Origin of the sequence: Acinetobacter sp. KAM396 (assembly GCF_021602765.1) — a bacterium.
Classification (GTDB): domain Bacteria; phylum Pseudomonadota; class Gammaproteobacteria; order Pseudomonadales; family Moraxellaceae; genus Acinetobacter; species Acinetobacter towneri_A.
The window spans coordinates 19243-40248 of record NZ_BPPH01000018.1; the positions used below are offsets into that span (position 1 = coordinate 19243).

General features: G+C 41.1%; 32 protein-coding genes. 28 read left to right on the forward strand and 4 right to left on the reverse strand.

Annotated features, from left to right (window positions below; translation table 11 throughout):
• The first annotated feature begins 5 nt into the window (after nucleotides 1–5).
• From gpM to L6C30_RS09965, 25 genes are all read left to right on the forward strand, one after another.
• The gene (gene gpM, locus L6C30_RS09845) at nucleotides 6–752 is read left to right on the forward strand and encodes a phage terminase small subunit (protein WP_151839266.1); all 747 of its coding nucleotides are present in this window, start codon (nucleotides 6–8) and stop codon (nucleotides 750–752) included.
• 103 nt (nucleotides 753–855) lie between these two features.
• Nucleotides 856–1320, forward strand: coding sequence for a head completion/stabilization protein (locus tag L6C30_RS09850; RefSeq protein ID WP_004670238.1), 465 nt, complete (start codon nucleotides 856–858; stop codon nucleotides 1318–1320).
• Nucleotides 1321–1483: 163 nt separating this feature from the next.
• Nucleotides 1484–1693 carry a tail protein X gene (locus L6C30_RS09855; protein WP_004670236.1) on the forward strand — a complete coding sequence of 70 codons (210 nt, stop codon included), beginning with the start codon at nucleotides 1484–1486 and terminating at the stop codon, nucleotides 1691–1693.
• Nucleotides 1694–1703: 10 nt separating this feature from the next.
• Nucleotides 1704–2096 (forward strand): putative holin, encoded by a 393-nt coding sequence (locus L6C30_RS09860; RefSeq protein WP_002060577.1) that lies wholly within the window; start codon nucleotides 1704–1706, stop codon nucleotides 2094–2096.
• Nucleotides 2093–2386, forward strand: coding sequence for a phage holin family protein (locus L6C30_RS09865; RefSeq protein ID WP_110135469.1), 294 nt, complete (start codon nucleotides 2093–2095; stop codon nucleotides 2384–2386). Before L6C30_RS09860 ends, L6C30_RS09865 begins: the two co-directional genes overlap by 4 nt.
• Nucleotides 2383–3240: an N-acetylmuramidase family protein gene (locus L6C30_RS09870; RefSeq protein WP_151000640.1), complete on the forward strand. Its 858-nt coding sequence runs from the start codon at nucleotides 2383–2385 to the stop codon at nucleotides 3238–3240. The genes L6C30_RS09865 and L6C30_RS09870 overlap by 4 nt, the downstream gene beginning before the upstream one ends.
• Nucleotides 3237–3764, forward strand: coding sequence for a phage tail protein (locus L6C30_RS09875; protein ID WP_236162981.1), 528 nt, complete (start codon nucleotides 3237–3239; stop codon nucleotides 3762–3764). Before L6C30_RS09870 ends, L6C30_RS09875 begins: the two co-directional genes overlap by 4 nt.
• On the forward strand, nucleotides 3761–4210 hold the full coding sequence (locus L6C30_RS09880) for a phage virion morphogenesis protein (protein ID WP_236162980.1): 450 nt from the start codon (nucleotides 3761–3763) through the stop codon (nucleotides 4208–4210). The genes L6C30_RS09875 and L6C30_RS09880 overlap by 4 nt, the downstream gene beginning before the upstream one ends.
• 77 nt (nucleotides 4211–4287) lie before the next feature.
• Nucleotides 4288–4824 carry a phage baseplate assembly protein V gene (locus L6C30_RS09885; protein WP_236162979.1) on the forward strand — a complete coding sequence of 179 codons (537 nt, stop codon included), beginning with the start codon at nucleotides 4288–4290 and terminating at the stop codon, nucleotides 4822–4824.
• Nucleotides 4821–5168, forward strand: a complete 348-nt coding sequence (locus L6C30_RS09890; protein WP_236162978.1) for a GPW/gp25 family protein — start codon at nucleotides 4821–4823, stop codon at nucleotides 5166–5168. Before L6C30_RS09885 ends, L6C30_RS09890 begins: the two co-directional genes overlap by 4 nt.
• Nucleotides 5165–6082 carry a baseplate J/gp47 family protein gene (locus L6C30_RS09895; RefSeq protein WP_236162977.1) on the forward strand — a complete coding sequence of 306 codons (918 nt, stop codon included), beginning with the start codon at nucleotides 5165–5167 and terminating at the stop codon, nucleotides 6080–6082. Before L6C30_RS09890 ends, L6C30_RS09895 begins: the two co-directional genes overlap by 4 nt.
• Nucleotides 6079–6609 (forward strand): phage tail protein I, encoded by a 531-nt coding sequence (locus L6C30_RS09900; protein ID WP_236162976.1) that lies wholly within the window; start codon nucleotides 6079–6081, stop codon nucleotides 6607–6609. The genes L6C30_RS09895 and L6C30_RS09900 overlap by 4 nt, the downstream gene beginning before the upstream one ends.
• A 2-nt stretch (nucleotides 6610–6611) precedes the next feature.
• Nucleotides 6612–8834: a phage tail protein gene (locus tag L6C30_RS09905; RefSeq protein ID WP_236162975.1), complete on the forward strand. Its 2223-nt coding sequence runs from the start codon at nucleotides 6612–6614 to the stop codon at nucleotides 8832–8834.
• 1 nt (nucleotide 8835) lies between these two features.
• The gene (locus L6C30_RS09910; protein WP_236162974.1) at nucleotides 8836–9330 is read left to right on the forward strand and encodes a hypothetical protein; all 495 of its coding nucleotides are present in this window, start codon (nucleotides 8836–8838) and stop codon (nucleotides 9328–9330) included.
• 93 nt (nucleotides 9331–9423) lie between these two features.
• Nucleotides 9424–10596 (forward strand): phage tail sheath protein, encoded by a 1173-nt coding sequence (locus L6C30_RS09915; RefSeq protein WP_236162973.1) that lies wholly within the window; start codon nucleotides 9424–9426, stop codon nucleotides 10594–10596.
• A 10-nt stretch (nucleotides 10597–10606) separates the two neighbouring features.
• Nucleotides 10607–11122 (forward strand): phage major tail tube protein, encoded by a 516-nt coding sequence (locus tag L6C30_RS09920; protein ID WP_179989997.1) that lies wholly within the window; start codon nucleotides 10607–10609, stop codon nucleotides 11120–11122.
• A gap of 70 nt (nucleotides 11123–11192) precedes the next feature.
• Complete coding sequence (locus L6C30_RS09925) at nucleotides 11193–11534, forward strand: phage tail assembly protein (protein WP_236162972.1); 342 nt, start codon at nucleotides 11193–11195, stop codon at nucleotides 11532–11534.
• Between the two features lie 35 nt (nucleotides 11535–11569).
• Nucleotides 11570–11677, forward strand: coding sequence for a GpE family phage tail protein (locus L6C30_RS09930; RefSeq protein ID WP_225479795.1), 108 nt, complete (start codon nucleotides 11570–11572; stop codon nucleotides 11675–11677).
• Nucleotides 11678–11689: 12 nt separating this feature from the next.
• Nucleotides 11690–14134, forward strand: coding sequence for a phage tail tape measure protein (locus tag L6C30_RS09935; RefSeq protein WP_236162971.1), 2445 nt, complete (start codon nucleotides 11690–11692; stop codon nucleotides 14132–14134).
• A 6-nt stretch (nucleotides 14135–14140) separates the two neighbouring features.
• Complete coding sequence (locus L6C30_RS09940) at nucleotides 14141–14581, forward strand: phage tail protein (protein WP_004672757.1); 441 nt, start codon at nucleotides 14141–14143, stop codon at nucleotides 14579–14581.
• Nucleotides 14581–15894 carry a contractile injection system protein, VgrG/Pvc8 family gene (locus tag L6C30_RS09945; protein WP_236162970.1) on the forward strand — a complete coding sequence of 438 codons (1314 nt, stop codon included), beginning with the start codon at nucleotides 14581–14583 and terminating at the stop codon, nucleotides 15892–15894. The genes L6C30_RS09940 and L6C30_RS09945 overlap by 1 nt, the downstream gene beginning before the upstream one ends.
• Before the next feature lie 153 nt (nucleotides 15895–16047).
• The gene (locus L6C30_RS09950; protein WP_236162969.1) at nucleotides 16048–16299 is read left to right on the forward strand and encodes an ogr/Delta-like zinc finger family protein; all 252 of its coding nucleotides are present in this window, start codon (nucleotides 16048–16050) and stop codon (nucleotides 16297–16299) included.
• Nucleotides 16292–16492: a TraR/DksA C4-type zinc finger protein gene (locus L6C30_RS09955; RefSeq protein WP_236162968.1), complete on the forward strand. Its 201-nt coding sequence runs from the start codon at nucleotides 16292–16294 to the stop codon at nucleotides 16490–16492. Before L6C30_RS09950 ends, L6C30_RS09955 begins: the two co-directional genes overlap by 8 nt.
• 54 nt (nucleotides 16493–16546) lie before the next feature.
• Nucleotides 16547–16804, forward strand: a complete 258-nt coding sequence (locus tag L6C30_RS09960) for a hypothetical protein (protein WP_236162967.1) — start codon at nucleotides 16547–16549, stop codon at nucleotides 16802–16804.
• A complete protein-coding gene (locus L6C30_RS09965) occupies nucleotides 16801–17172 on the forward strand; it encodes a hypothetical protein (RefSeq protein ID WP_236162966.1) in 372 nt (123 codons plus the stop codon). The genes L6C30_RS09960 and L6C30_RS09965 overlap by 4 nt, the downstream gene beginning before the upstream one ends.
• Nucleotides 17173–17374: 202 nt before the next feature.
• On the opposite strand, the gene L6C30_RS09970 is transcribed toward L6C30_RS09965, so the two are convergent.
• Genes L6C30_RS09970 through L6C30_RS09980 form a run of 3 tightly spaced genes read right to left on the reverse strand, consistent with a single transcriptional unit; the run spans nucleotide 17375 to nucleotide 18583 of the window.
• Entirely contained in the window at nucleotides 17375–17809 is a 435-nt protein-coding gene (locus L6C30_RS09970; protein ID WP_236162965.1) for a hypothetical protein, read from the reverse strand.
• 24 nt (nucleotides 17810–17833) lie between these two features.
• On the reverse strand, nucleotides 17834–18130 hold the full coding sequence (locus L6C30_RS09975) for a DUF4236 domain-containing protein (RefSeq protein ID WP_236162964.1): 297 nt from the start codon (nucleotides 18128–18130) through the stop codon (nucleotides 17834–17836).
• A 24-nt stretch (nucleotides 18131–18154) separates the two neighbouring features.
• Nucleotides 18155–18583: an excalibur calcium-binding domain-containing protein gene (locus L6C30_RS09980; RefSeq protein WP_236162963.1), complete on the reverse strand. Its 429-nt coding sequence runs from the start codon at nucleotides 18581–18583 to the stop codon at nucleotides 18155–18157.
• Between the two features lie 568 nt (nucleotides 18584–19151).
• Between L6C30_RS09980 and L6C30_RS09990 the strand changes: the two genes are divergently transcribed.
• Nucleotides 19152–19970, forward strand: coding sequence for a Rha family transcriptional regulator (locus L6C30_RS09990; RefSeq protein WP_236162962.1), 819 nt, complete (start codon nucleotides 19152–19154; stop codon nucleotides 19968–19970).
• A 103-nt stretch (nucleotides 19971–20073) separates the two neighbouring features.
• Nucleotides 20074–20280, forward strand: coding sequence for a hypothetical protein (locus L6C30_RS09995; protein ID WP_171529614.1), 207 nt, complete (start codon nucleotides 20074–20076; stop codon nucleotides 20278–20280).
• A 55-nt stretch (nucleotides 20281–20335) separates the two neighbouring features.
• Here the strand turns inward: L6C30_RS09995 and L6C30_RS10000 are convergent, their stop codons facing one another.
• Nucleotides 20336–20662 (reverse strand): helix-turn-helix domain-containing protein, encoded by a 327-nt coding sequence (locus tag L6C30_RS10000; protein WP_236162961.1) that lies wholly within the window; start codon nucleotides 20660–20662, stop codon nucleotides 20336–20338.
• 102 nt (nucleotides 20663–20764) lie between these two features.
• On the opposite strand from L6C30_RS10000, the gene L6C30_RS10005 reads away from it, so the two are divergent.
• On the forward strand, nucleotides 20765–20959 hold the full coding sequence (locus L6C30_RS10005; RefSeq protein WP_236162960.1) for a hypothetical protein: 195 nt from the start codon (nucleotides 20765–20767) through the stop codon (nucleotides 20957–20959).
• The last annotated feature ends 47 nt before the right edge of the window (nucleotides 20960–21006 follow it).

Here is a 21006-nt window from a genome sequence, read left to right on the forward strand (position 1 = left end):
GATTTATGTTGAGTCCAGCTCGACGACATCGCCTTCAGGCTTTGGCAGCGAAAGAAGCTGCCAAGGCTGATGAATTTGGTGGTGTACGTCCAGACGCAAGCGTCTACCAATTACAACTGACCGAACTCAAAAACGATATTCATGTTTTACGTTCAATTCAGTCACAAGAAAAACGTGCTGAAGCGAAAAAAGAACTTATTCCAAAGCACATGCCTTATGTGTTGGGTATTGTTCAGTCAGGCGCAAAAGTTGAACAGGATGAAGTCATTACCACCATCATGCTGTGGTGCTTTGACTGTGGTCTATTCAATCAAGGTTTAAGTCTTGCTGAATATGCTTTAGAGCAAAACCTAAAAATGCCTGATTCGTTTAGTCGCAGTACTGCAAGTATTGTTGCTGAAGAAATTGGTAATGCTGCACACAAAGCTTATCAAGATGGCCAAGTCTTTAAACTTGATGTTCTTGAAAAAGCCACTCAATTAACTGCTGATTACGATATGCATGACCAGATTCGCGCCAAATTATATTTAGGTATTGGTCGTACTTTCCTGCAGTTAGATCGTGGATCTGAAGCCGTTGCATTCCTCAAAATGGCGATTGCAAAAAATGAAAACTGTGGCGGTAAAACTGATCTGAAAAAGGCTGAAAAGCTTTACAAAGAACAATTAAAAAATTCACCTGAACCGATGCTGAATGCTGATGGTTCACAGGTCGTCGATGATCAAGGCAACTTGATGTTTCATCCGACGTAACGAGTGCCCCGCGCCAACCGAGGGGCAGAATTGACGCTGTAATGACATTTTTATGCGTAATTACAAACTCAATTCTCCACCCCTCAACTATTAGAGAATGACAATGACCGGACTAATTGCAAACGGCAACCGCAACAATGAAGAAGTTGTCATCACCAGTGATTCATTTTTCCCTGGCATATCTAGCAAAGCGATTCGTGAAGCATTGCGCTTTGATGGAAGTATCACTGATCAGCGTTTAATTCCTGCAATTGAATCAGCCATCATTGAAGTCAATGATCAGCTCGAATCCCTGACATCAAAAGCAGCATCACTTGCTGAAATCAGTCCAAAAACCATCACCACAAAAGGTGTGGAAAAACCCATCACTGAAGTTCTGTATTTTCGTGCCGTTGCAGCAGCTGTTGGTGCTGAACTGACTGAAAAGTATCGTGCTTATGACACCAACAACAATGGTGGCCAAAAAGCAGATGATCTGACACCAACGATTGATGATTACCGTCGAGATCTGCGCTTTGCCATTCGTGATTTAAAAAAAATTCGTCGTTTGAATGTGGAGCTGGTATGACTCAGAAATGTAATTCATGTTTCAAAGGTTTTGATGGACGCAATGGAAATGGCTATCAGCCTTGTTCATGCCTCAAAAAACCTGAATTTGTTCCTGTGCCTGGACCAACCAAAATTGATACACGCTCAAAAAACAGAACTAGCTTCTGGGGAAAGTGGTTTAAATGAAAACTGTTTATGCCATTCAGAATGACACGGTTGACGCAATTTGTTGGCGCAACTATGGACGCTCATCTGGTGTGGTCGAAGCAGTACTTGAAGCCAATCCACACTTGTCTGAATTTGGTCCATTTCTCCCGATGGGGACAAAGGTTCAGTTACCAGAACTTCAAACACAACAAAATAAAACGCAAAGCATTCAGCTTTGGGACTGAGAACAAAAATATGGCTGAACCAACAACATCAACGACTGTCGCAATTACCGCTTCTGCCGGCTTGGTATCACTCCTTCCATTCGTGAATGGTGATGCACTGTTTGGTGCAGTAATTGGTGCAGCATTTTTGGCATACACCCAAGTGTCACTGAGCTACGGAAAACGTATTTTTTCGCTCATGTTGTCCGTCGCTTTGGGCTATGCCTTAGCCCCTGAAATTTCAAACCGAACTGGTGTGAACAGTCACACTGTCATTGCTTGCTTTACCAGCATGTTTGCCTTGCCTGTTTTGGTGAAGGTCATGAAATGGGTGAACAAGTCAACATTGACTGAGATCTTCAACACCACTTCAAAGTTCTTTTCTGCCCTGTCCAACACTTTTGGAAAGGAGAATAAAAAATGATGCAACTCATGTTGTCGCCATTGGCACAAACAATTTTTTCCATCGTTGCCGTGCTGTGCTATGTGGCATGTGCATTCCGTATTTTATGTTTTGATCGTTTGCACCTGCAAAAATGTTCGTTTCGACTATTTGCAGTTGTTCTGATCGGTGCATTCCTTGCACAAAGCATTCATATCATTTTCATTAAAGATCCGGTCACGATTTGGGATGCCATTCTCGCGGTGTTCTTAGTGGTCTTTATTTTTCAAAGTAAAGGCAATGTCGTTTCAATGCTAAGGAGCACACCATGAGCATTTTAAAATTAGGTTCAAAAGGTTCAGCCGTCACTGAATTGCAAAAACTGCTGATTAAAAATGGCATGACTGGTAAAAATAAGAAACCACTCATTGCTGATGGTGACTTTGGCGAAAATACTGAATATGCCGTGATTCAATTTCAGAAACTGAAAAATCTGAAAGTCGATGGATTGGTCGGTGACTACACACTAAAAGCCCTACGTGGTGAATGCACCAGTAAACTTTTAAAAGAAAGTGATTTAGTCGAAGGTGCCAAACGTTTGGGTGTGCCTGTCATCGTAATCAAAGCCATTGCTGAAGTTGAAACGCTGGGTGAAGGTTATTTGCCAAATGGTAAGCCTAAAATTCTGTTTGAACGTCATCGCATGTATTTCTATTTGAATCAGAAATTCGGCAAAACCAAAGCAAATGCACTCATGGCCAAACATCCGAATATTGTGAATACCAAAACAGGTGGTTATCACGGTGGATCTGCTGAGTACACACGTTTAAGTCAAGCCAAGCAGCTTGATGAATCATGTGCATTACAGTCGGCATCGTGGGGACGTTTCCAGCTCATGGGTGAAAATTGGAAAGCCTTAGGTTATGCATCTGTTCAGGAATTTGTAGCACAGCATGAAAAAAGTGAAAGCCTTCAGTTTGAAGCATTCCTTCGCTACTGTGAAACCAAGTCTGGTGAAGTCGATGATAAAGATTGGAAGTTGATCGATGCTTTACGTCAAGAAAATTGGCATGTAGTTTTTTCACTGTATAACGGCAAAAACTATAAAAAACTGGGCTATGACACCAAGTTTTTACGTGTGATGAACCGCCTCGATCCAAACTATAAGAGTGCAAAAGCTGCATGAAAAAGCCCAATCAATTAAGAGAATATTTACTCAAAGCGATTCCTGATCTGAGTCCTGATCAGGATCGCTTATTGATCTTCACTAACAATGGTTCACTTCGCAGTACCATGGTCAGTGGTTTTAGTTTTGAAATTTCATACACATTGGATCTGGTCATTACTGACTATGCCGGTGATGTCGATGTTATTGGTGTCGTGCTGTTCACGTGGATTGCAGAAAATCAGCCTGAATTGATGGCCAACCATGAAAAAGGAAAACAAGCCATTAGTTTTGAAGCTGAACTGATTGATAACAGCAAATATGACATTAACTTCCAAATTCCACTGACTGAACGTGTCGTCGTGAAAAAGTTGTCAGACGGTAAATTAGAACTCAGTCATCCTGAAGAACCGAAGTACACAGAATATGAACCTGCCACTGATTTTGAAGTCATCGATCCATCGGGTGAAGTCGTTGCTTCATGGACCACTGCTGAAAAACAAGGTTGGTCATTAGATATGCCACCGACAGGTCGAAACCCATGACGAACAATGTTGAAGAACTTGCCACCTACTTACAGCCGTATTTGGAACGGTTGTCAGTGGGTGAACGTGCCAAGCTTTCAAAACAGATCGGTCGTGATTTAAGAAAAAATCAGAGCAAACGTATTTCTGCACAACAGAATCCTGATGGTTCAACATACACCCCAAGGCGCAAACGCCTACGTGAACAAAAAGGCAAAATTAAGCGCAAAATGTTCACCAAATTAAAAAATACTGCTCATTTAAAATTGCTCAGCAATTCGGATGCCATTGCGATTGGCTTTGTGGGACGTGTCGCACGTATTGCACAAGTACACCAGGAAGGTTTAAAAGATCGTGCTGAACGTGGCGCACCAAGTGTGGTCTATCCAAAACGAGAACTTTTAGGCTTCACAGATCAGGATTTAAAACTGATTGAAGATTCATTCTTAAAACATATCAATCTTTAAGTTTTGAACATTGTAAAACTCACTTAATACAAGCCCCATCAGCTGAAATGGCTTAGTCCTTGACGCAAAGTGTTTGCATGAATGCAGATGCTAACCGTCGTCTTGAAAATATTGTTCGATTTGGAACCATCAAGACCATCAATCCGTCTAAACCTATTCCACGTGTCATCGTCAATTTAGGCGATATAGAGACACCGGAAATCCGTTGCCTAAATATTCGTTCTGGTGACGATGCAACATGGGATATGCCATCGATCAATGAAGAATGTGTGGTTATTTCACCATGCGGTGATATTGGTCCAACCAGCTTCGTTTTATATGGATTTTATAACGACGACCACCCTGCACCCTCTGACGATCTAAACAAAAAAATTCGTATGTTTGCCGATGGCTGTGTCATTGCCTATGACATTCAATCTCATGAATTATCTGCTGTATTACCTGCAGGTGGTAAAGCCAATATCGTGGCTGATGTCACAGTGACTGGTGCTTTGCATGTCACAAAAGACATTACAACGGATGCTGATGTCACTGCAGGTAATATCAGCTTGAAAAAACACAAAACTTCAGGCGTTCAAGGTGGTTCTGCAACTTCAGGAGTACCAGTTCCATGATGTCACGCAATACCGGATTAAGTTTATCAAGTGAAGCTGATCAAATTCGTCAATCCATTCAAGACATTTTAACCACACCAATTGGTTCACGAATTATGCGTCGAAACTATGGTTCATTATTACCGCGATTAATTGACGCACCATTCAATGAAATTACTCGATTGCAGTTATATGCCGCCACTGCTACAGCATTAATCCAATGGGAGAACCGGATTAATCTTGAATCGATTTCTATTGATATTTTGGACCAAGGAAAATTTATTTTGGACCTGAAGGTGACAGTCGTGGATAGCAATCAAAATGAATCTTTAAGTATTCCTTTAAACTTTGGGGCGATCTCATGAGTACCGTCGACTTTTCACAGTTGCCAGTTCCAAAACTGATTCAAGAATTGAATTACGAACAGATACTGAGTGAACGAAAAGAAAAATTTATTGCCTTATATCCTGAATCTGAACAGGCACAATGGCGGACGATTCTGAATCGTGAATCAGATCCGGTCGTAAAAGTTCTACAGGAAAATGCCTATCTGGAACTGTTATATAGAAATAAATGCAATGCTGATGCACGATCTTTATTGCTTGCCTATGCTGAAGGTCCTGATTTGGATCACCTGGCATTAACCGAATATGGTCTGATCCGTTTAATTGTCACCCCTGCAGATAACTCAGTAGTTCCACCTAGTCCAGCTATTTATGAATCGGATGAGCGATTAAAAGAACGTTGCCTTTTGCAATATGACGGCATGAACACAGCCGGATCTTTAAATGCCTATAAGTTTTTCACCTTAACTGCCGACGGCCGTGTGGATGGTGTAAAAATTCATTCGGATATTGATCATCCTTATTTACTGGATATCGTGATTTCTCAGGTCGACAGTGTGAACGGTCAGGCATCACAGGAACTTATTGATATTGTGCAGAATGCTTTAGATCCTGATCATGTGCGTCCTGTCTGCGACCGGCCAATTGTAAAATCGAGTATTGCAAAACCATATCAAATCACCGCGCGATTATTTGTCGGTAAAAATGCTGAAGACTCTTTGCTTCTCGAAGCTGCCAATATCCGTATTCAAAACTACATTCAAAAAGCACGTAAGAATGGCCAGAGTATTCGTTTATCAGCTTTATATGCTGCTTTGCATGTCGACGGGATTAATCGCGTGGTTATCGATGCACCAGCTGCTGATATTGAAATCGATGTTTATCACCATCCGCATTGCACAGCGACCAGTATCACAATTGGAGGTGTAGAGTGAAATCACTTTTACCACCAAACTCCACACAGCTAGAAAGAAATCTGACAGAAGTTGGCAAAGATGCATTTGAGCTGCCATCAATCCGAGTCATTAAAGATATAGACCAGGTGCCGGCCCAATTCTTACCGTTTATTGCTTATCAGAAATCGGTCGACTATTGGGATGACAGTTGGCAAGACGCCTTAAAACGTAAAGTAATTCAGTCCTCTAAAGAGCAGCATAAAATTAAAGGTACAGCTGCTGCCATCAAGCGTGCGCTTGAACCATTTGGTTATGAAGTGAAGCTGATTGAGTGGTTTAAAACATCACCAGAATTGACTCCAGGGACATTCAATCTTGAACTGGATCTGATTGGGAAGCCCCTTAGCCAAGAAGTATTTAACGAAGTGAATCGCTTGGTTTCTGATGCAAAGTCAGCAGCAAGGCATTTAGGAAATTTAACAATAACCGCTAATCCTGTACTTAGCATCCACAATATTTTAGTTCATCAAACTGCGCTCACTTTCTGCAGTCTTCCGCGAGATTAAAAATGGCAGATTATTATAACGTCACAACAAATACCGGCGATGCTGAGATTGCTGCAGCAATTGCATCAAATACAAAACTGGCTATTACGCATATCGCCTTCGGTGATGGAAATGGAGCTGTACCCACACCTAACAAAGCTCGAACTTCATTAGTCCGTGAAGTGCATCGTCAACCGGTCACTAAGTATGAACGTCACCCGACCAATAGCAACTGGATCGAGATTGAAACTATTATTCCGTCAAATATTGGTGGATTCTGGGTTCGTGAAATGGGTGTAATCGCAAATGGAAAATTAATTTCACATGGTAGTCACGCCCCTTTTGAAAAAGTTGCCGATCCTACTGGTGTGAGTGAATATCGACTTAAATTTACCCAAAATATTAAAGATGGAAATGTTGTTGAAATTACGCTAGATGAGTCATTAATTTATGCATCACAAGCGTGGGTTGATGAAAACTATATTCCTCGCGATGAAATTATCGACAACTTAATAACAAATGATGGCACTAAGCCAGTTTCAGCAAAACAAGCAAAAATATTGAATGAGAGTAAGCTTGGAAAAGATGAAAATGCAATTTCTTCAACAAAGCTAAAATATGCTCGAAAAATAAACAATGTGTCGTTTGATGGGACAAAGGATATTATTGTTATTGATATTTTATCTGATTTTTCTACCAATGATATTGCGAAACTGAAGCCAATCGAAGTATGCAACTTTATAAAGACACGCACTAATAATTTGCGCTTAAACGCTCATTATAAATGTGTAAATGGACCAACAGATGGAGGGATATTCCCTGACCCATATGGCGCAATAGAAGGTTTTGCTACAAGTGATAACTATTGCTCTTATAGCTGGCAAAGATTTAGTGCAATAAATGGTGGAGAACAATATATTCGACATGCCCTCGATAATAATACTTGGAGCGAATGGTCAACAATCGCAAAAACATCAAGCAATGTAGCATCTGCTTCAAAACTTCAAACATCACGTAATATTGCAATTTCGGGTGATGGTACTGGTAGCGCTAATTTTGATGGTTCAACAAATGTTGCAATCAATTTCATCTTGAAAGATGTGAATGATTCTGCCGGAACTTATGGTGCAAATAATCTTGAAATTCCTGTCATTAATCTAAATAGAAAGGGGCAATTAATATCTGCAGGTAATCGTCAATTTCCGTACGCTGGCATCGGACAATATGGTGCAGCGATTTTATATGATGGCATTGATAGTTATTCAAAAGATCATGCCGCGACTGCAAATGCAGTTCGTCAATTAGGTGAAAATCGATACCAGCGCACATTTTCATCTAATCAAGAATTTGATTTGGCGCGCAATGATTTCGATGGGATTCATACGGAATACACGTGGAAAAATAGCCCTGCTGGTAGCCAAATTGCTGCGGCACAGTTCTTTAAATATTCTCAAGATTGGATTGGTAAATTATTTTTTGATATTGCTTCGCATAAGCTATATACACAAACCTTTACTGGTGGGACGACTAATTCAGAGTGGAAAGAAATCGCTTACACAAAAAGTAATGTGGCATCTGCTTCAAAACTTCAAAATCCACGCCAAATTTTCGGACAAAACTTTGACGGCACAAATGACGTAAACGGAACAGTTACAGCATCAACAGGCATATTTCAAGCAGACGAATATCATTACATCGATACGGGTCGAAATGGTATTGATCGAATGAATTTTCACGGCTATAACGGCATTTTCAACTTCATTGATGCTAAAAATGGCACTATCGTTGCTCGTATCTCGCAAAACGGTATTGGTTGTAATGCCGCATCTGCTTCAAAGCTTCAAACACCACGTAATATTGCTATTTCTGGTGATGTATCTGGATCTGCTTATTTTGATGGTTCTGGAAATATTCAGATCAACACATCAGTTAATGGTTTTGATAATTGGAAAGGCCAAAATGGATATACAAAACTACCTAATGGTCTGATTTTGCAGTGGGGCACACAAGACTATGCCAGCAATCCGGGCGAAGTTTCAGCATCTATCACGTTCCCAATCGCTTTTCCAAATTCCTGTTTAAATATTTCTTTAACAAGAAAAATTAGTGCTCCATCCAATGATGGTGACGGTACAGCTTTATTGATATCGACAACACAGACGATGGCCCATATTAGCTTGCAGCATATGAATCAAAATTCAACGGGTGGTTTACGTGGCTACACATGGCTTGCAATAGGATATTAAGATGATTAAATTTAGTGAAAAAAATCAAGCATTTTATGATACTGACATGGACTATACGGATCTACCTGCAGATCTTATAGACATCGATACAGAACAGCATCTGGATTTATTAAGTAAAATTAATTCGGGACACCATGTTTTTAGTGATCTTACATACACGGATGCAAAACCTAGTCCACACCACATCTGGAAAGATAATGACTGGATCGACCCACGCACCCCGGCAGAAATTGAAGCACATCGCCTTGCACAATTCCCAGCCTTAAAACGACGGCAGTTTATGTGTGTCCTGGTATTAAACGGTTTCGATCTGGATCAGATTGAAGCTGAAATTAATAAAATCCCAGATACTCAAACCAGACAGCTGGCTTTAATCGACTGGAAAGATGCCACCGAGTTCTGGCGCACTGATGAAACATTGCTGATGGTTGCTGATCTGCTCGGTCTGGATACAGCACGTATCGATGCAATGTGGGAACAAGCATTAACTTTGTAAAACCCACTTAATACAAGCCCATACACTTGGGCTTTATTCAGACCCATGCAAGCCTGTTTGTTGAAATAAAACCTCAATAAACAGGCTTTTTTTATGGCAGATTCATACCACCACGGACTACGTGTCGTTGAAATCAACGAAGGTACACGTCCGATCCGAACCATTGCCACTGCTGTTCAAGGACTCATTGCCACTGCAGAAGATGCAGATGCAACCGTTTTCCCATTGAATACGCCAGTGCTCATTACCAACACCCAAGCTGCAGTTGCAAAAGCCGGTACCAACGGCACACTAAAAACAGCACTGCAAGCCATGGCCAACCAAGCGAATTCAATCTGCGTCGTGGTACGTGTTGCAGCTGCTGAAGATGAAGCAGCACAAACAGCAAACGTCATTGGTACCGTAGACGCTACTGGTAAATATACCGGTGCAAAAGCATTGCTATTAGCGAAAGCAAAACTAGGCGTACAGCCACGCATCATTGGTGCACCAGGTTTAGATACTCAAGCTGTTGCCACCGAACTTGCAACCATTGCAAAAAAACTTCGTGCATTTGCCTATGTCTATGCTTGGGGATGCAAAACCAAAGAAGAAGTCGTTGCCTATCGTGATGCATTCGCAGCGCGTGAACTCATGGTGATTTGGCCAAACTTCGTGGCATTCAATGTCGACACAGCACAAACCGAAACTGTACCTGCAGTTGCAGTGGCAATGGGCTTACGTGCCAAGATCGACAACGAAATCGGTTGGCATAAAACCTTATCAAACATTGCTGTAAACGGTGTAACTGGTATCGATGCCGATGTGACTTGGGACCTTCAAGACCCTGCAACAGATGCTGGCTATCTCAACAGCAACGAAATCACCACACTGATTCAGCATGATGGCTTCCGTTTTTGGGGCTCACGCACCTGTTCAGATGATCCACTCTTTGCTTTTGAAAACTACACACGTACAGCACAGATCATGGCCGACACGATTGCAGAAGCACACATGTGGGCCATTGATAAACCAATGCACGGTTCACTGGTCAACGACATGTTGGAAGGCATCAAAGCCAAACAACGTGAATGGACACGCCTAGGCTATCTGATGGGTGGCGATGCTTGGTATGACCCAGAGCTAAACTCAAAAGACACGCTCAAAGCCGGCAAATTGTATATCGACTATGACTATACCCCAGTGCCACCGCTTGAAGATCTTACCTTCCGTCAGCGTATTACAGACAGCTATTTGGCTGACTTCGCTTCAACGATCACTGCATAGGAGCTGATGCATGAGCCTTCCTCGTAAACTCAAAAATATGAACCTATTTAACGAAGGTCAAAGTTACTTAGGTGAAATTAAAACGGTCGTATTACCAAAGCTCACACGCAAGATGGAAGACTATCGCGGTGGTGGTATGAACGCACCAATCAAGGTCGACATGGGCATGGGCGATGATGGCCTAGTGCTTGAATCCACTTTCGGTGGCTTAGACCTGCTTACCTTGCGTCAGTTCGGTATGGAAAAAGTCGACGGTGTATATATGCGTTTCGCTGGTGCTTATCAACGTGATGACACAGGCGAAGTCGATTCAGTGGAAGTCGTGGTTCGTGGTCGTCATGAAGAAATTGATGGCGGTGACTCTGAACCAGGTGAAGACACTGAACATAAAGTCGTGACCAACTGTGCTTATTACAAACTCACAGTCAACGGCAAAGTTGAAATCGAAATTGACGTGCTTGGCTTCAAAGAAGTTGTAGATGGCAAAGACCGTCTGGAAGCACAACGTAAAGCAATCGGATTATAAGTTTTCCTACCCTTGCATGAACAACGTTTTGTGCAAGGTTTTTTTAATTTGTCTCTTTTAGGAATGCGACATGAATACTCAAGATCAAGACTTAAATCAGCAACTGATTCAAAACCCGAACCAAGAAACCGTTCAGCTAGAACAACCGATTCAATTTGGTGGCAATACCATTACTGAAATCACCATCCGTAAACCCAATGTGAAAGCTCTCAGCGGTGTCAGTTTACAAGCCATCTATCAGCATGACGTAAACGCATTAATCAAAGTTTTACCACGTGTGACCACACCTGCATTAACACCACAGCAAGTGCTTGAACTAGATCCAGTGGACTTTGCACAGCTTGGAGGTCACTTGGTCACTTTTTTGTACCCGAAGGATCTGCAGAAAGCGATCAAAGAGGAACAGCAATAAAACTGGTCGATGACGTAGATGAAGCAATAGCCAATATTGCTTGCATCTTCCATTGGCCACCCAGCGCATACGATGACATGGACATTATTGAATTAAGTAAATGGCATCACCATGCGCTGAAGCGTCACCAAACCACTGTATAAAAGAGTCCACCAATGTCAAAACTAAAATTAGAAGTCCTATTTGGAGCAGTTGATAAACTCACAGGACCAATGAAAACCATCGTTGGTGGCTCTAAAACCATGGCTGACGCGCTCAAAAAAACTAATGGTGAGCTGAAGGACCTTGAAGCACAACAGCGCAAAATCTCAGGATTCCGTCAGCTCACCGCACAATCTGAAAAGACTGCTCAGGCATTGGCCAAAAACAAACAAACCATTTCTGAATTAAAAGCAGCACTCAAAATCAATCCTGAAGTTCAGGAAAATGTCACAGCATTGGCACGTGCTGAAGCTGCTCATAAACGCCTGATGGGTGTGCAGAAAAGCCAACGTACAGAATTGACTGGTATGGCTCAGGAATTTAACAAAGCTGGCATTCAGATGGATAGATTGAATGATGAAGAATCAGATCTAAAAAATAAGATTCATCTGACCACCATGGAGCTAAACAAACAAAAAGAATCCTTAGGCAAACATACAGAAGCCCAAAAGAAATACGAAAAGATGCAAGAACGCATGGGCAAAGCCAATGAAATGGCAAAAAAAGGACTCATGATCGCTGGTGCTGGTGCAGCTGCTTTAGCAGTACCAGTTAAACTTTCTATTGATTTTGAATCTGCCATGGCTGATGTAAAAAAAGTGGTTGATTTTGATACCCCACAGCAGTTTAAGCAAATGGAAAACGATATTATCAGCATGAGTACACGACTGCCGATGGCCGCCAAAGATATTGCAGCTATTTATGCAGCAGGTGGACAATCTGGTATTGCAAAAAATGAATTGACTCAGTTTGCTGAAACAGCTGTGAAGATGGGTGTAGCTTTCGACATTACAGCCGAAGAATCAGGACAGGCAATGGCAGAAATGCGTACAGCATTCAAAATGTCACAATCTGAAGTAACAACATTAGCGGATAAAATTAACTACCTAGGCAACAATACCCCTGCCGCGGCTAAAGGCATCATGGATATTGTGCAACGTATTGGTCCGTTGGGTGAAGTCGGTGGCTTTGCTTCTGGATCTATTGCCGCATTAGGGGCAACAATCCGTGGTATGGGCGTAGCTGAAGAAGTGGCTGCTACAGGTATTAAAAATATGATGCTTGCCTTGGTTGCAGGTGAGTCTGCCACAAAGGGACAGCACAATGCTTATATTGAATTAGGTATGGATGCTAAAAAGGTAGCTCAAGACATGCAGAAGGATGCTGAAGGAACCACATTATCTGTATTGAAAGCCATTTCAAAAATGGATAAGTACAAGCAAGCTGCCATGTTAAAAGAATTATTCGGCTCTGAGTCACTTGGATCTATCTCACCTTTGCTGACCAACATGAAAGCCCTTGAAGACAATTTAGGGAAAGTTGCAGATAAGCAAAAGTACGCTGGCAGTATGGAAAAAGAATATGCAGCACGCGCTGCAACGACAGCCAATAATATTCAATTAGCAAAAAACCAGATGGCGGCATTAGGCATCACCATCGGCAATGTTTTATTGCCTGGTGTCAACTCCATGATTGGCAGCTTCAATACTGTAATGAGTAAAGTTCAGGCATGGGCTCAAGCAAACCCAGCACTGGCAGCAACCCTGACCAAAATTGCAGTCGGTGCTATTGCCATTGTTGGTGGTCTGTCTGCCCTATCCATTGGTGCAATCGCCATCTTTGGCCCAATGATGATGGTTGCTAAAGGCTTTAGTGTGGTTACAGGCGCATTAAATGTAATGAGAATTGCTCTTTTAGCCAATCCTATTATGTTGATTATTGCAGGAATCGCTCTGGCTGCCTTCCTGATTTATAAAAACTGGGCCCCGATCTCAGCATTCTTTGTCGGCATTTGGAATACCATCAAGACCGCATTCAATGGTGGCATTAAAGGCATATCAACACTGATCATTAATTGGAGTCCAATCGGACTGTTCTATTCAGCATTTGCAAAAGTACTGTCATGGTTTGGTGTGGATCTTCCAGCAAAGTTCACTGGCTTTGGTGCCATGATTTTAGAAGGACTCAAGAACGGTATTTTATCCAAAGTCAATGCCGTCAAAGATGCCATCACAGGTGCTGTCAGTGGTGTCATTGATAAAGCCCGGGGAATTCTAGGCATCCATTCACCTTCACGTGTCTTCATGGGCATTGGTGGCTATACCATGCAAGGCATGGCCAACGGTATTGCCAATGCCAATGGATTACCAATTGCAGCAACATCCACCGCCACACAAGGTGTGGTCAATACTGCGGCCCAAACCAAGCCAGTCAAACCCATCAATGTTGGTCGCAATAACCCACGTTCATATATCAGCCAAGACACCATTGAAGTGCATATTCATGTCAAAGATGGATCCGTGGTCAAAGGAACGGCTGAAGCAATGCGTCAGGAACTCCAGCGAGTGGCTGAAGAACAGCAGATGAAAAAACGTAAATTTTTAACAGACACGGAGTAAAGACACATGATGATGGCTCTAGGCTTGTTTGTCTTCTCATTGCGAACAGCGTCATATCAAGAACTGCAACGTGTCACCAATTGGCGACATCCTTCCAATAGCCGTGTCGGGGACTCCCCTGCTTATCAATTTATTGGTAAAGGTGAAGATGTCATTACACTTAAAGGCGTGATTTACCACGAATTGACAGGAAGTCGCGTCACATTAGACATGCTCAGACAAATGGGCGATACAGGCAAGGCATATACCTTAATTGAAGGCACAGGCAAAATCTATGGCTTAGTCATCATCAATGATTTAGATGAAACCAAAACCTATTTCTTTAAAGATGGTGCAGCACGTAAAACTGAATTCACTTTAAAACTGACCATTGTACGTGATTGGCAACCGACCTTATTAGGCACCCTGATCGGCATGGGTGTTGGCGCACTGAATAGGATTCTATAATGCTGAATAAAGTCATGAACGTCGTTGGTACGGCATTAAATTCTGTTGAAAAAATGACGGAATATCCTTACCCCATTTTTCGAGTTGAAGTCGATGGTGTCGATATCTCATCCCTTATGGCTTCACGTTTAATGTCTTTGAGCATCAAAGACAATCGTGGTCTTGTGGTGGATTCAGTGGACATCGAATTGAATGATGCGGATGGCATGCTCAGTATTCCACCCAAAGGTGCCATCATTCAGGTCTGGTTAGGTTGGTCCAATATCGGTTTATTTGACAAAGGCAAATACAAAGTCGATTCCACATCCCATCGTGGCGCACCAGATGTGCTCAGTATTTCTGCCATGGCCAATGACGTGTCAGAAGGTTTAAAACAAAAGCGTGAACGCAGCTGGAGCGACAAAACCATTCAAGAAATATTTGAAAAAGTCGGTGCTGAATATGAACTGAAAGTCATTGTTCATGAAAAATTCGCATCAAAAAAAATTAAATACATTGCCCAGAATGAATCTGATGCCAATCTCATTACACGTATTGCCGATGAGAATGACGCAATAGCCACTGTAAAGAATGGGCATTTGATTTTATTACCACGTGGTGCAAGTACAACAGTTTCAGGTTTAGCCTTACCACGTGTGCAAATCACCAGAAATAAGGGCGATCAGCACAACTACACCAATGGCACAGGTACGGACAATATCACAGGCGTCAAAGCCTATTACTACACCCAAAACAAAGCCAAAAAATTGCATGTCGTGGTCGGTGACAGTGAAGACAACATGAAAGAGATCCGCTATGTGCATCGGGATAAAACCACCGCTGAACTGGCAGCAAATGCGGAATACAATCGTTGTAAACGTACTGCCCAAAAACTGACATATACCTTGGCTTTTGGCGATCCAACCTTAATCCCTGAACAGGAATTCGAATTTATTGGCTTAAAACCTGAAATTGATGACATTATCTGGTTAGGAACAAACGTCACCCATTCACTCAATGACAATGGCTTCACCACATCAGTTGAACTTGAAGTGCAGCTGCCCGATGCCGATGATGTATCGACCCTGTTTGAAGGCAAAGAAGAAAAGACTGAAGAAGAAAAAGAAAAGTCCAAAACCAAAAAGCGCACTGGTAAAAATTATGCAGATTATACCGGTGTCATTGCGTATTACAGCGAAGGTGGCAAGTCAGTCAAAATCACCTCAGGTGATCAAAGCAAGCCATTAAAGTTGACTCACGTGTACAAATCGAAAAAGACCGCGAACAATGCCGTAAAACGTGAACAAGACAAAATAGACAAAGCCAAAAAATAGGACAAAAAAAATCCTGACTTTGGGGCGAAGTCAAGATGAAATGGGTAAAACCAAAATAACGGTATTTGATAACTTTTACAATAGAATCTTTAGATATATCGTAATTTTGTTGTACATTTGTTGTATAAAATTAATGCAGCAGAGCAATTAAAAATGTCTAAACCAGGACGTACAATAAGTAATAAATGCCCTCATTGCGGCGAATCACTTTGGATCCGTTCAAGTGAACAAGTCGATCCACTTTTAAAACGCTTATACGGTCAATGCACCAATTTACATTGTGGTTTTACAGCTCAAGGCTTCCTGACATGGGATGCTGAACTCTCCCCATCTGCAATGCCGAATCCTAATATTCATCTTCCAAAATCCGCAGCAAAACAAAATAAAGAGGTGGCATGTGTCTGACCCCATCGACCGCGCACAAGAAAACCAACTAAACCAAGTCAAAGTAAAACCACGTGATTACAGCGCACCATCACTGTCTGAATGTGAAGAATGTGGCAATGACATTCCACCAGCACGCCAAAAGCTAGGTGCAGTCACTTTATGCATTGAATGCAAGACCAAGGAAGAACGTCATGCCAGTCATTATCGCTGAACCATCAGATCCAATCGAATGCCCTTGCCCTGAATGCACATCACAGGACTGAATATGACCAATTACATCATTTATTGCTACATCAAAAGAAATAAACAGGCATTTGATCTTCATCAAGTCGAAGCCATTGAAGTTTTGGATACTGATTTTTGCGGTGGCATGATCACTAGCCGTGGTCAATACAATGAAATGAATATTTTTCTTAAAAGTGGCAACCAACTAAACATCACAGCATCAAAAGAATATTGTGAACAAATTTTAAATGAATTCGAAAAATTAAAATTAATCGAAATCGGAGCGATTAAAATATGAAAAGCAAAGAAAAAATCGAAATAATCACAGGTACCAAACGTATTATTTTGGCACATTCTAAAAAAGGCGAACGCTATATTCTAACCAATATTGATGGTTATCTCAGTGCTCACTGGGAACATACACCAACACATCAGCAATTGATTCCACAAGTTTGGGATCTAGAGCTAGTAAAAAGTAATTTAATCAGTAACGGTGCATATATAGATTGGGAAAATTACCAATATGTACTGAATCACTTTACTGAACTGAATCAAGATGAACGTTCTATCTCTCAACTGATCAGTCAAGGTATGAAGCAAATCGTCACAGGTTGGACAGATGCATTTCAAACATTATCCGATGCATTAAAACAATTCAAAATATAAGGATAAAAAATATGTGGCTCTATCCTTTTTTAGTAGGTGCAATTGTTGGTGTTTGTGCAAGTGCTTTATTATTTCTGCACACAGTAGGCTGGTTTTAAAAAAAATGTTATAATAACAACAGGATGACAGCAAAATATTCAATATGCTGTACGTGGCGTGACGCGTTTTCAGCTCCAATAAATAAGCCCCGAAAGGGGCTTTTTTATTTCTCAATTTTGATCATACATAATTCAGATACGCACGAATTATTTATAATTTTATGCCCTTGAATACTATATTCAGTATGTTCACCATTTAGATCCACACGGTGTATCAAATACCCTGCATCATTTCCAAGCGCAGCCATACCCATTTTCACAGCCCGATTTAAGCTGATGTCATCATGTTGTTTCCATGAAATGAGTGCAAAGTTAGGGCTTAATTCTAATTGCGAAAAAGCATGATCAAACTTATATATTTTCTTAGTTGCATCTCTGCTGTCTGTACTATCAATCACTTGAATCGGTTTTTCACCAATAGATTGAATGATAGCATCTGCATCATTCATATCCACTTGCTTTACATCTGGTAAAGTTATTTCAGGTTCACCAGAACATCCAGTAATAAATAAGGCAAATATTAATGCCAATTTTTTCATTTGAATTCGCCATTTAAAATGCGGTTATAAAATTATAAATAACCCAATCACCATAATTATTCCAGCTATCCAAAGAATAGCTTTAAATAAAGTCCAAGCTCCATCATACATATCAGAATCATTATCAGACTTTTTATAGGTATTCTGTTTGGAATAAGATAGACCTGTACCAGGAATACCAACAGTCGTACGAGTGCCTTTTTTACCTACACTAACTCGTGCACCCTTCACACCAGCTGACACACTACTAATGCCTTTTTTACTGATATTTAGTTTTACTCCGGGAGCAACCTTAAAACTTTTTCTAAAATTAAAACCCATGATTTATTCCTAATAGCTTTTTTATTATCCACCACAAACATTTTCACATGGAATGCCATCACCATCGCGGTCCAAACGACTATTACCACATTTGAGAGCAGCTTTTGCTTGAGCACAACTTACCATTTCTTTACAGTATCTAGGCACAGAGCCACATTTCAAACTCCCATGAGAGGAAGAATTACTTTGCTTAATAATTCTATTACCACTATTTGATGATCTGCTTTTTGGTAATGTCTGAACAACAGGAGGTTCATCACTAAAAGGATTATTTACTGTCCGTTGTCGAACTTGTTCGTTATACAAACGTCTAGCTTCTTCAGGGGTCATAGTGACCCGCTGATCAGTCTGAATAGTCGTTGATGAAGGTGGTACTTTTACAGATGGAACATCATATACACAACCAGCAAATAGGATAAATATCCCTGTAAACAGAATAATAAATTTTGACACACCCCACCCTCAAAAATAATTCTTATAAAGTCACTTGACCTTAACACTTTAACACTGTTAGAGTTTGACTACCACAGCAAAATCTGTGGTCAGGCGTGGAAACCTGAAAAGTTATATAGGCGCAAAAAGTCCGTCATGGGCTATTTTTTTGTGTAAAATTCGGCTATGCCTTTTATGGCAGGCTGGACAGGGTGCCCTTCGGGGCAGCCGTTTCCTATATAGCGGTAAATTTCCACCCCTGTTCAGTCTGTCACCAATCTTTGTGGAAATTGCTTGGTGTCAGGTTTTTAACTTGATATATAGGAAAAGCCATGAATAACTCATTCTCTTCTACACATTCGTGCACTCTGAACGAGGGAAAAGTAAAGCAACGCTTTACCCGAGTGCAAGACGAGAGCTATGCTCGAGTAAACGTAAAAGAACACTCCCCTATTTACGACCTAGCAGCGTATGAACAACGCCAGCGCAAACTTAAACGTAAACAAATTTTTAAAAACATCTTAGACACCACCGTGTTCTTTTCAGCATGTTCTATCGTCTTCTCATTATTGTTTTGGGGAGTATGAGCATGAACGCAATTGCACATATTGATGACGCGGTTTTTATTCAAGACCAGCAAGTGAAAACCACCAGTTTAAAGGTGGCTGAAATTTTTGCGAAACAGCATAAAAACGTCATCCAAAAAATTGAATCTTTGGATTGTTCGCCTGAATTTACATCAGCTAACTTTTCAGCTCATGTTCAAACCATTGAAATTGGCAATGGTGCAACACGTGAATCCAAATACTATGAAATGACCAAAGACGGTTTTATGTTTTTGGTCATGGGCTTTACTGGTGCAGCAGCCGCTAAAATTAAAGAAGCCTACATCAACACCTTTAACCAAATGGCAGCCATGCTTTACAACCTGCATGGCAACAATGAATGCATCCATATTGGTGCAGTGGTACAGCTCAAATCTGGTGGTCCTATTTATACCGTCAGTCAAATTCACCACGACAGCAACGGCTTTATGCAAAATGCCGAAGTGCTCTGGCACAACAAAGGCAATCTATGCCGTGACATATTGCCTATCGCCTGTTTATCACTAGAAACAAAGAACATCATCGACAGTAAAATGCTGAATGACTTTTGGGCCAGTGTGAATAGCTATGGCTTACATAGACTCAATCACAGTCGTAACCCAAATATCTTGGCACTTAATATTTCTCAGATTTATCAGTGCATAGAAGGTTTACCAATGAAGTCTCAGCTCTTTGCCATACTCATGCAAAGCCAAAGCCCTCACCCAGTGTTTATGCAGCACAATAAATCTATCCATAGTGCGCTTTTTGCAAAGACCATAAAGTGCTGGATGTTCCAAACAAATCCACCACTCTTGAATTAGTTACAAAATCGGCCATCCTGTGCGACAAAAATTGTCGCACATGACTGTATTATTTAAACAATTTTCAGCAAAATAAACCCACTATAAATAGACAGGGGGAGCAATGAACTCAATACTGGACATTAACAGCCATAACACCATGACTGCAGAAGAAATACTGGACGAAATACGCTTTCCAATTCAAAACTTGGAACAAACACTTTCTGTACTGACCAAACTATCAATACAGCATGAAATCACAAGCGAAGAACTAAACGCACTCCTCAACACCCTACACCACCAAGTCGTTCAGATCGCCAAAGCAATATAAAGCACTAAAAAACCCCAACTAAGGTTGGGGTAGATGAATTAGGCTTGCCCTGAAATTACTGTGCCACATAAGCCTTGACCATTTTGACAAAAGCAGGCTTGGCATCATCACCCAGACTACGGTATGCCGTGACAATTTCATGCTCAGGCTCACTTAAAGTATCAGCTCTTAAACCAAACGTAATATAAAAGACATCAAATCCTGCATTACTCAAAGCAATCAGCTGATCCTGGTTCAAGGCATCACCATGCTTTTCATAACGGACTATAGATCCGACTGCTTTACCTATAATTTCAGCCATTTCAGATTGAGTCAGCTTCAAACGGTTTCTTTCCGCTTTCAAACGCGCCCCACGCTCTAAAAAATTATCATTTATCGACATTTTTACCCCAACTAGCCTTGTATCTTTCGATATTTCGTAATATGATGACTTTAACAGTTTAACACTGTTGATATATCGAAACTTTAAAAAAAGGTAACTCAAATGTCTACAGTCAAAGAAAACCGAACAGAAATGAGTGGCGCACATTTTACCCAGCCCGAAAAAGACTACATGCGTATCCATGCTGCAAAAAACCGCACGACTATTTCTAATGTGATTCGTCAAGCCGTTGCAAATGAATTATCAAAAATTGCAGACCCTGAAAACCCTTTTTTCAATGCGAAAAATAACACCTAAGCATCTGAAAATGCTTAGAAGTTTACAATTTCACGCAAGAGTAAACA

Excerpts from the sequence above, each read along its gene's own strand:
- L6C30_RS09850 (WP_004670238.1), top strand. The coding sequence starts at position 856 with ATGACCGGACTAATTGCAAACGGCAACCGCAACAATGAAGAAGTTGTC.
- L6C30_RS09915 (WP_236162973.1), top strand. The coding sequence starts at position 9,424 with ATGGCAGATTCATACCACCACGGACTACGTGTCGTTGAAATCAACGAA.
- L6C30_RS09870 (WP_151000640.1), top strand. The coding sequence starts at position 2,383 with ATGAGCATTTTAAAATTAGGTTCAAAAGGTTCAGCCGTCACTGAATTG.
- L6C30_RS09890 (WP_236162978.1), top strand. The coding sequence starts at position 4,821 with ATGATGTCACGCAATACCGGATTAAGTTTATCAAGTGAAGCTGATCAA.
- L6C30_RS09885 (WP_236162979.1), top strand. The coding sequence starts at position 4,288 with ATGAATGCAGATGCTAACCGTCGTCTTGAAAATATTGTTCGATTTGGA.
- L6C30_RS10005 (WP_236162960.1), top strand. The coding sequence starts at position 20,765 with ATGTCTACAGTCAAAGAAAACCGAACAGAAATGAGTGGCGCACATTTT.
- L6C30_RS10000 (WP_236162961.1), bottom strand. The coding sequence starts at position 20,662 with ATGTCGATAAATGATAATTTTTTAGAGCGTGGGGCGCGTTTGAAAGCG.
- L6C30_RS09925 (WP_236162972.1), top strand. The coding sequence starts at position 11,193 with ATGAATACTCAAGATCAAGACTTAAATCAGCAACTGATTCAAAACCCG.
- L6C30_RS09995 (WP_171529614.1), top strand. The coding sequence starts at position 20,074 with ATGAACTCAATACTGGACATTAACAGCCATAACACCATGACTGCAGAA.
- L6C30_RS09880 (WP_236162980.1), top strand. The coding sequence starts at position 3,761 with ATGACGAACAATGTTGAAGAACTTGCCACCTACTTACAGCCGTATTTG.
- L6C30_RS09895 (WP_236162977.1), top strand. The coding sequence starts at position 5,165 with ATGAGTACCGTCGACTTTTCACAGTTGCCAGTTCCAAAACTGATTCAA.
- L6C30_RS09860 (WP_002060577.1), top strand. The coding sequence starts at position 1,704 with ATGGCTGAACCAACAACATCAACGACTGTCGCAATTACCGCTTCTGCC.
- L6C30_RS09905 (WP_236162975.1), top strand. The coding sequence starts at position 6,612 with ATGGCAGATTATTATAACGTCACAACAAATACCGGCGATGCTGAGATT.
- L6C30_RS09920 (WP_179989997.1), top strand. The coding sequence starts at position 10,607 with ATGAGCCTTCCTCGTAAACTCAAAAATATGAACCTATTTAACGAAGGT.
- L6C30_RS09965 (WP_236162966.1), top strand. The coding sequence starts at position 16,801 with ATGAAAAGCAAAGAAAAAATCGAAATAATCACAGGTACCAAACGTATT.
- L6C30_RS09855 (WP_004670236.1), top strand. The coding sequence starts at position 1,484 with ATGAAAACTGTTTATGCCATTCAGAATGACACGGTTGACGCAATTTGT.
- L6C30_RS09865 (WP_110135469.1), top strand. The coding sequence starts at position 2,093 with ATGATGCAACTCATGTTGTCGCCATTGGCACAAACAATTTTTTCCATC.
- L6C30_RS09945 (WP_236162970.1), top strand. The coding sequence starts at position 14,581 with ATGCTGAATAAAGTCATGAACGTCGTTGGTACGGCATTAAATTCTGTT.
- L6C30_RS09950 (WP_236162969.1), top strand. The coding sequence starts at position 16,048 with ATGTCTAAACCAGGACGTACAATAAGTAATAAATGCCCTCATTGCGGC.
- L6C30_RS09970 (WP_236162965.1), bottom strand. The coding sequence starts at position 17,809 with ATGAAAAAATTGGCATTAATATTTGCCTTATTTATTACTGGATGTTCT.
- L6C30_RS09940 (WP_004672757.1), top strand. The coding sequence starts at position 14,141 with ATGATGATGGCTCTAGGCTTGTTTGTCTTCTCATTGCGAACAGCGTCA.
- L6C30_RS09910 (WP_236162974.1), top strand. The coding sequence starts at position 8,836 with ATGATTAAATTTAGTGAAAAAAATCAAGCATTTTATGATACTGACATG.
- L6C30_RS09975 (WP_236162964.1), bottom strand. The coding sequence starts at position 18,130 with ATGGGTTTTAATTTTAGAAAAAGTTTTAAGGTTGCTCCCGGAGTAAAA.
- L6C30_RS09935 (WP_236162971.1), top strand. The coding sequence starts at position 11,690 with ATGTCAAAACTAAAATTAGAAGTCCTATTTGGAGCAGTTGATAAACTC.
- L6C30_RS09990 (WP_236162962.1), top strand. The coding sequence starts at position 19,152 with ATGAACGCAATTGCACATATTGATGACGCGGTTTTTATTCAAGACCAG.
- L6C30_RS09960 (WP_236162967.1), top strand. The coding sequence starts at position 16,547 with ATGACCAATTACATCATTTATTGCTACATCAAAAGAAATAAACAGGCA.
- L6C30_RS09875 (WP_236162981.1), top strand. The coding sequence starts at position 3,237 with ATGAAAAAGCCCAATCAATTAAGAGAATATTTACTCAAAGCGATTCCT.
- gpM (WP_151839266.1), top strand. The coding sequence starts at position 6 with ATGTTGAGTCCAGCTCGACGACATCGCCTTCAGGCTTTGGCAGCGAAA.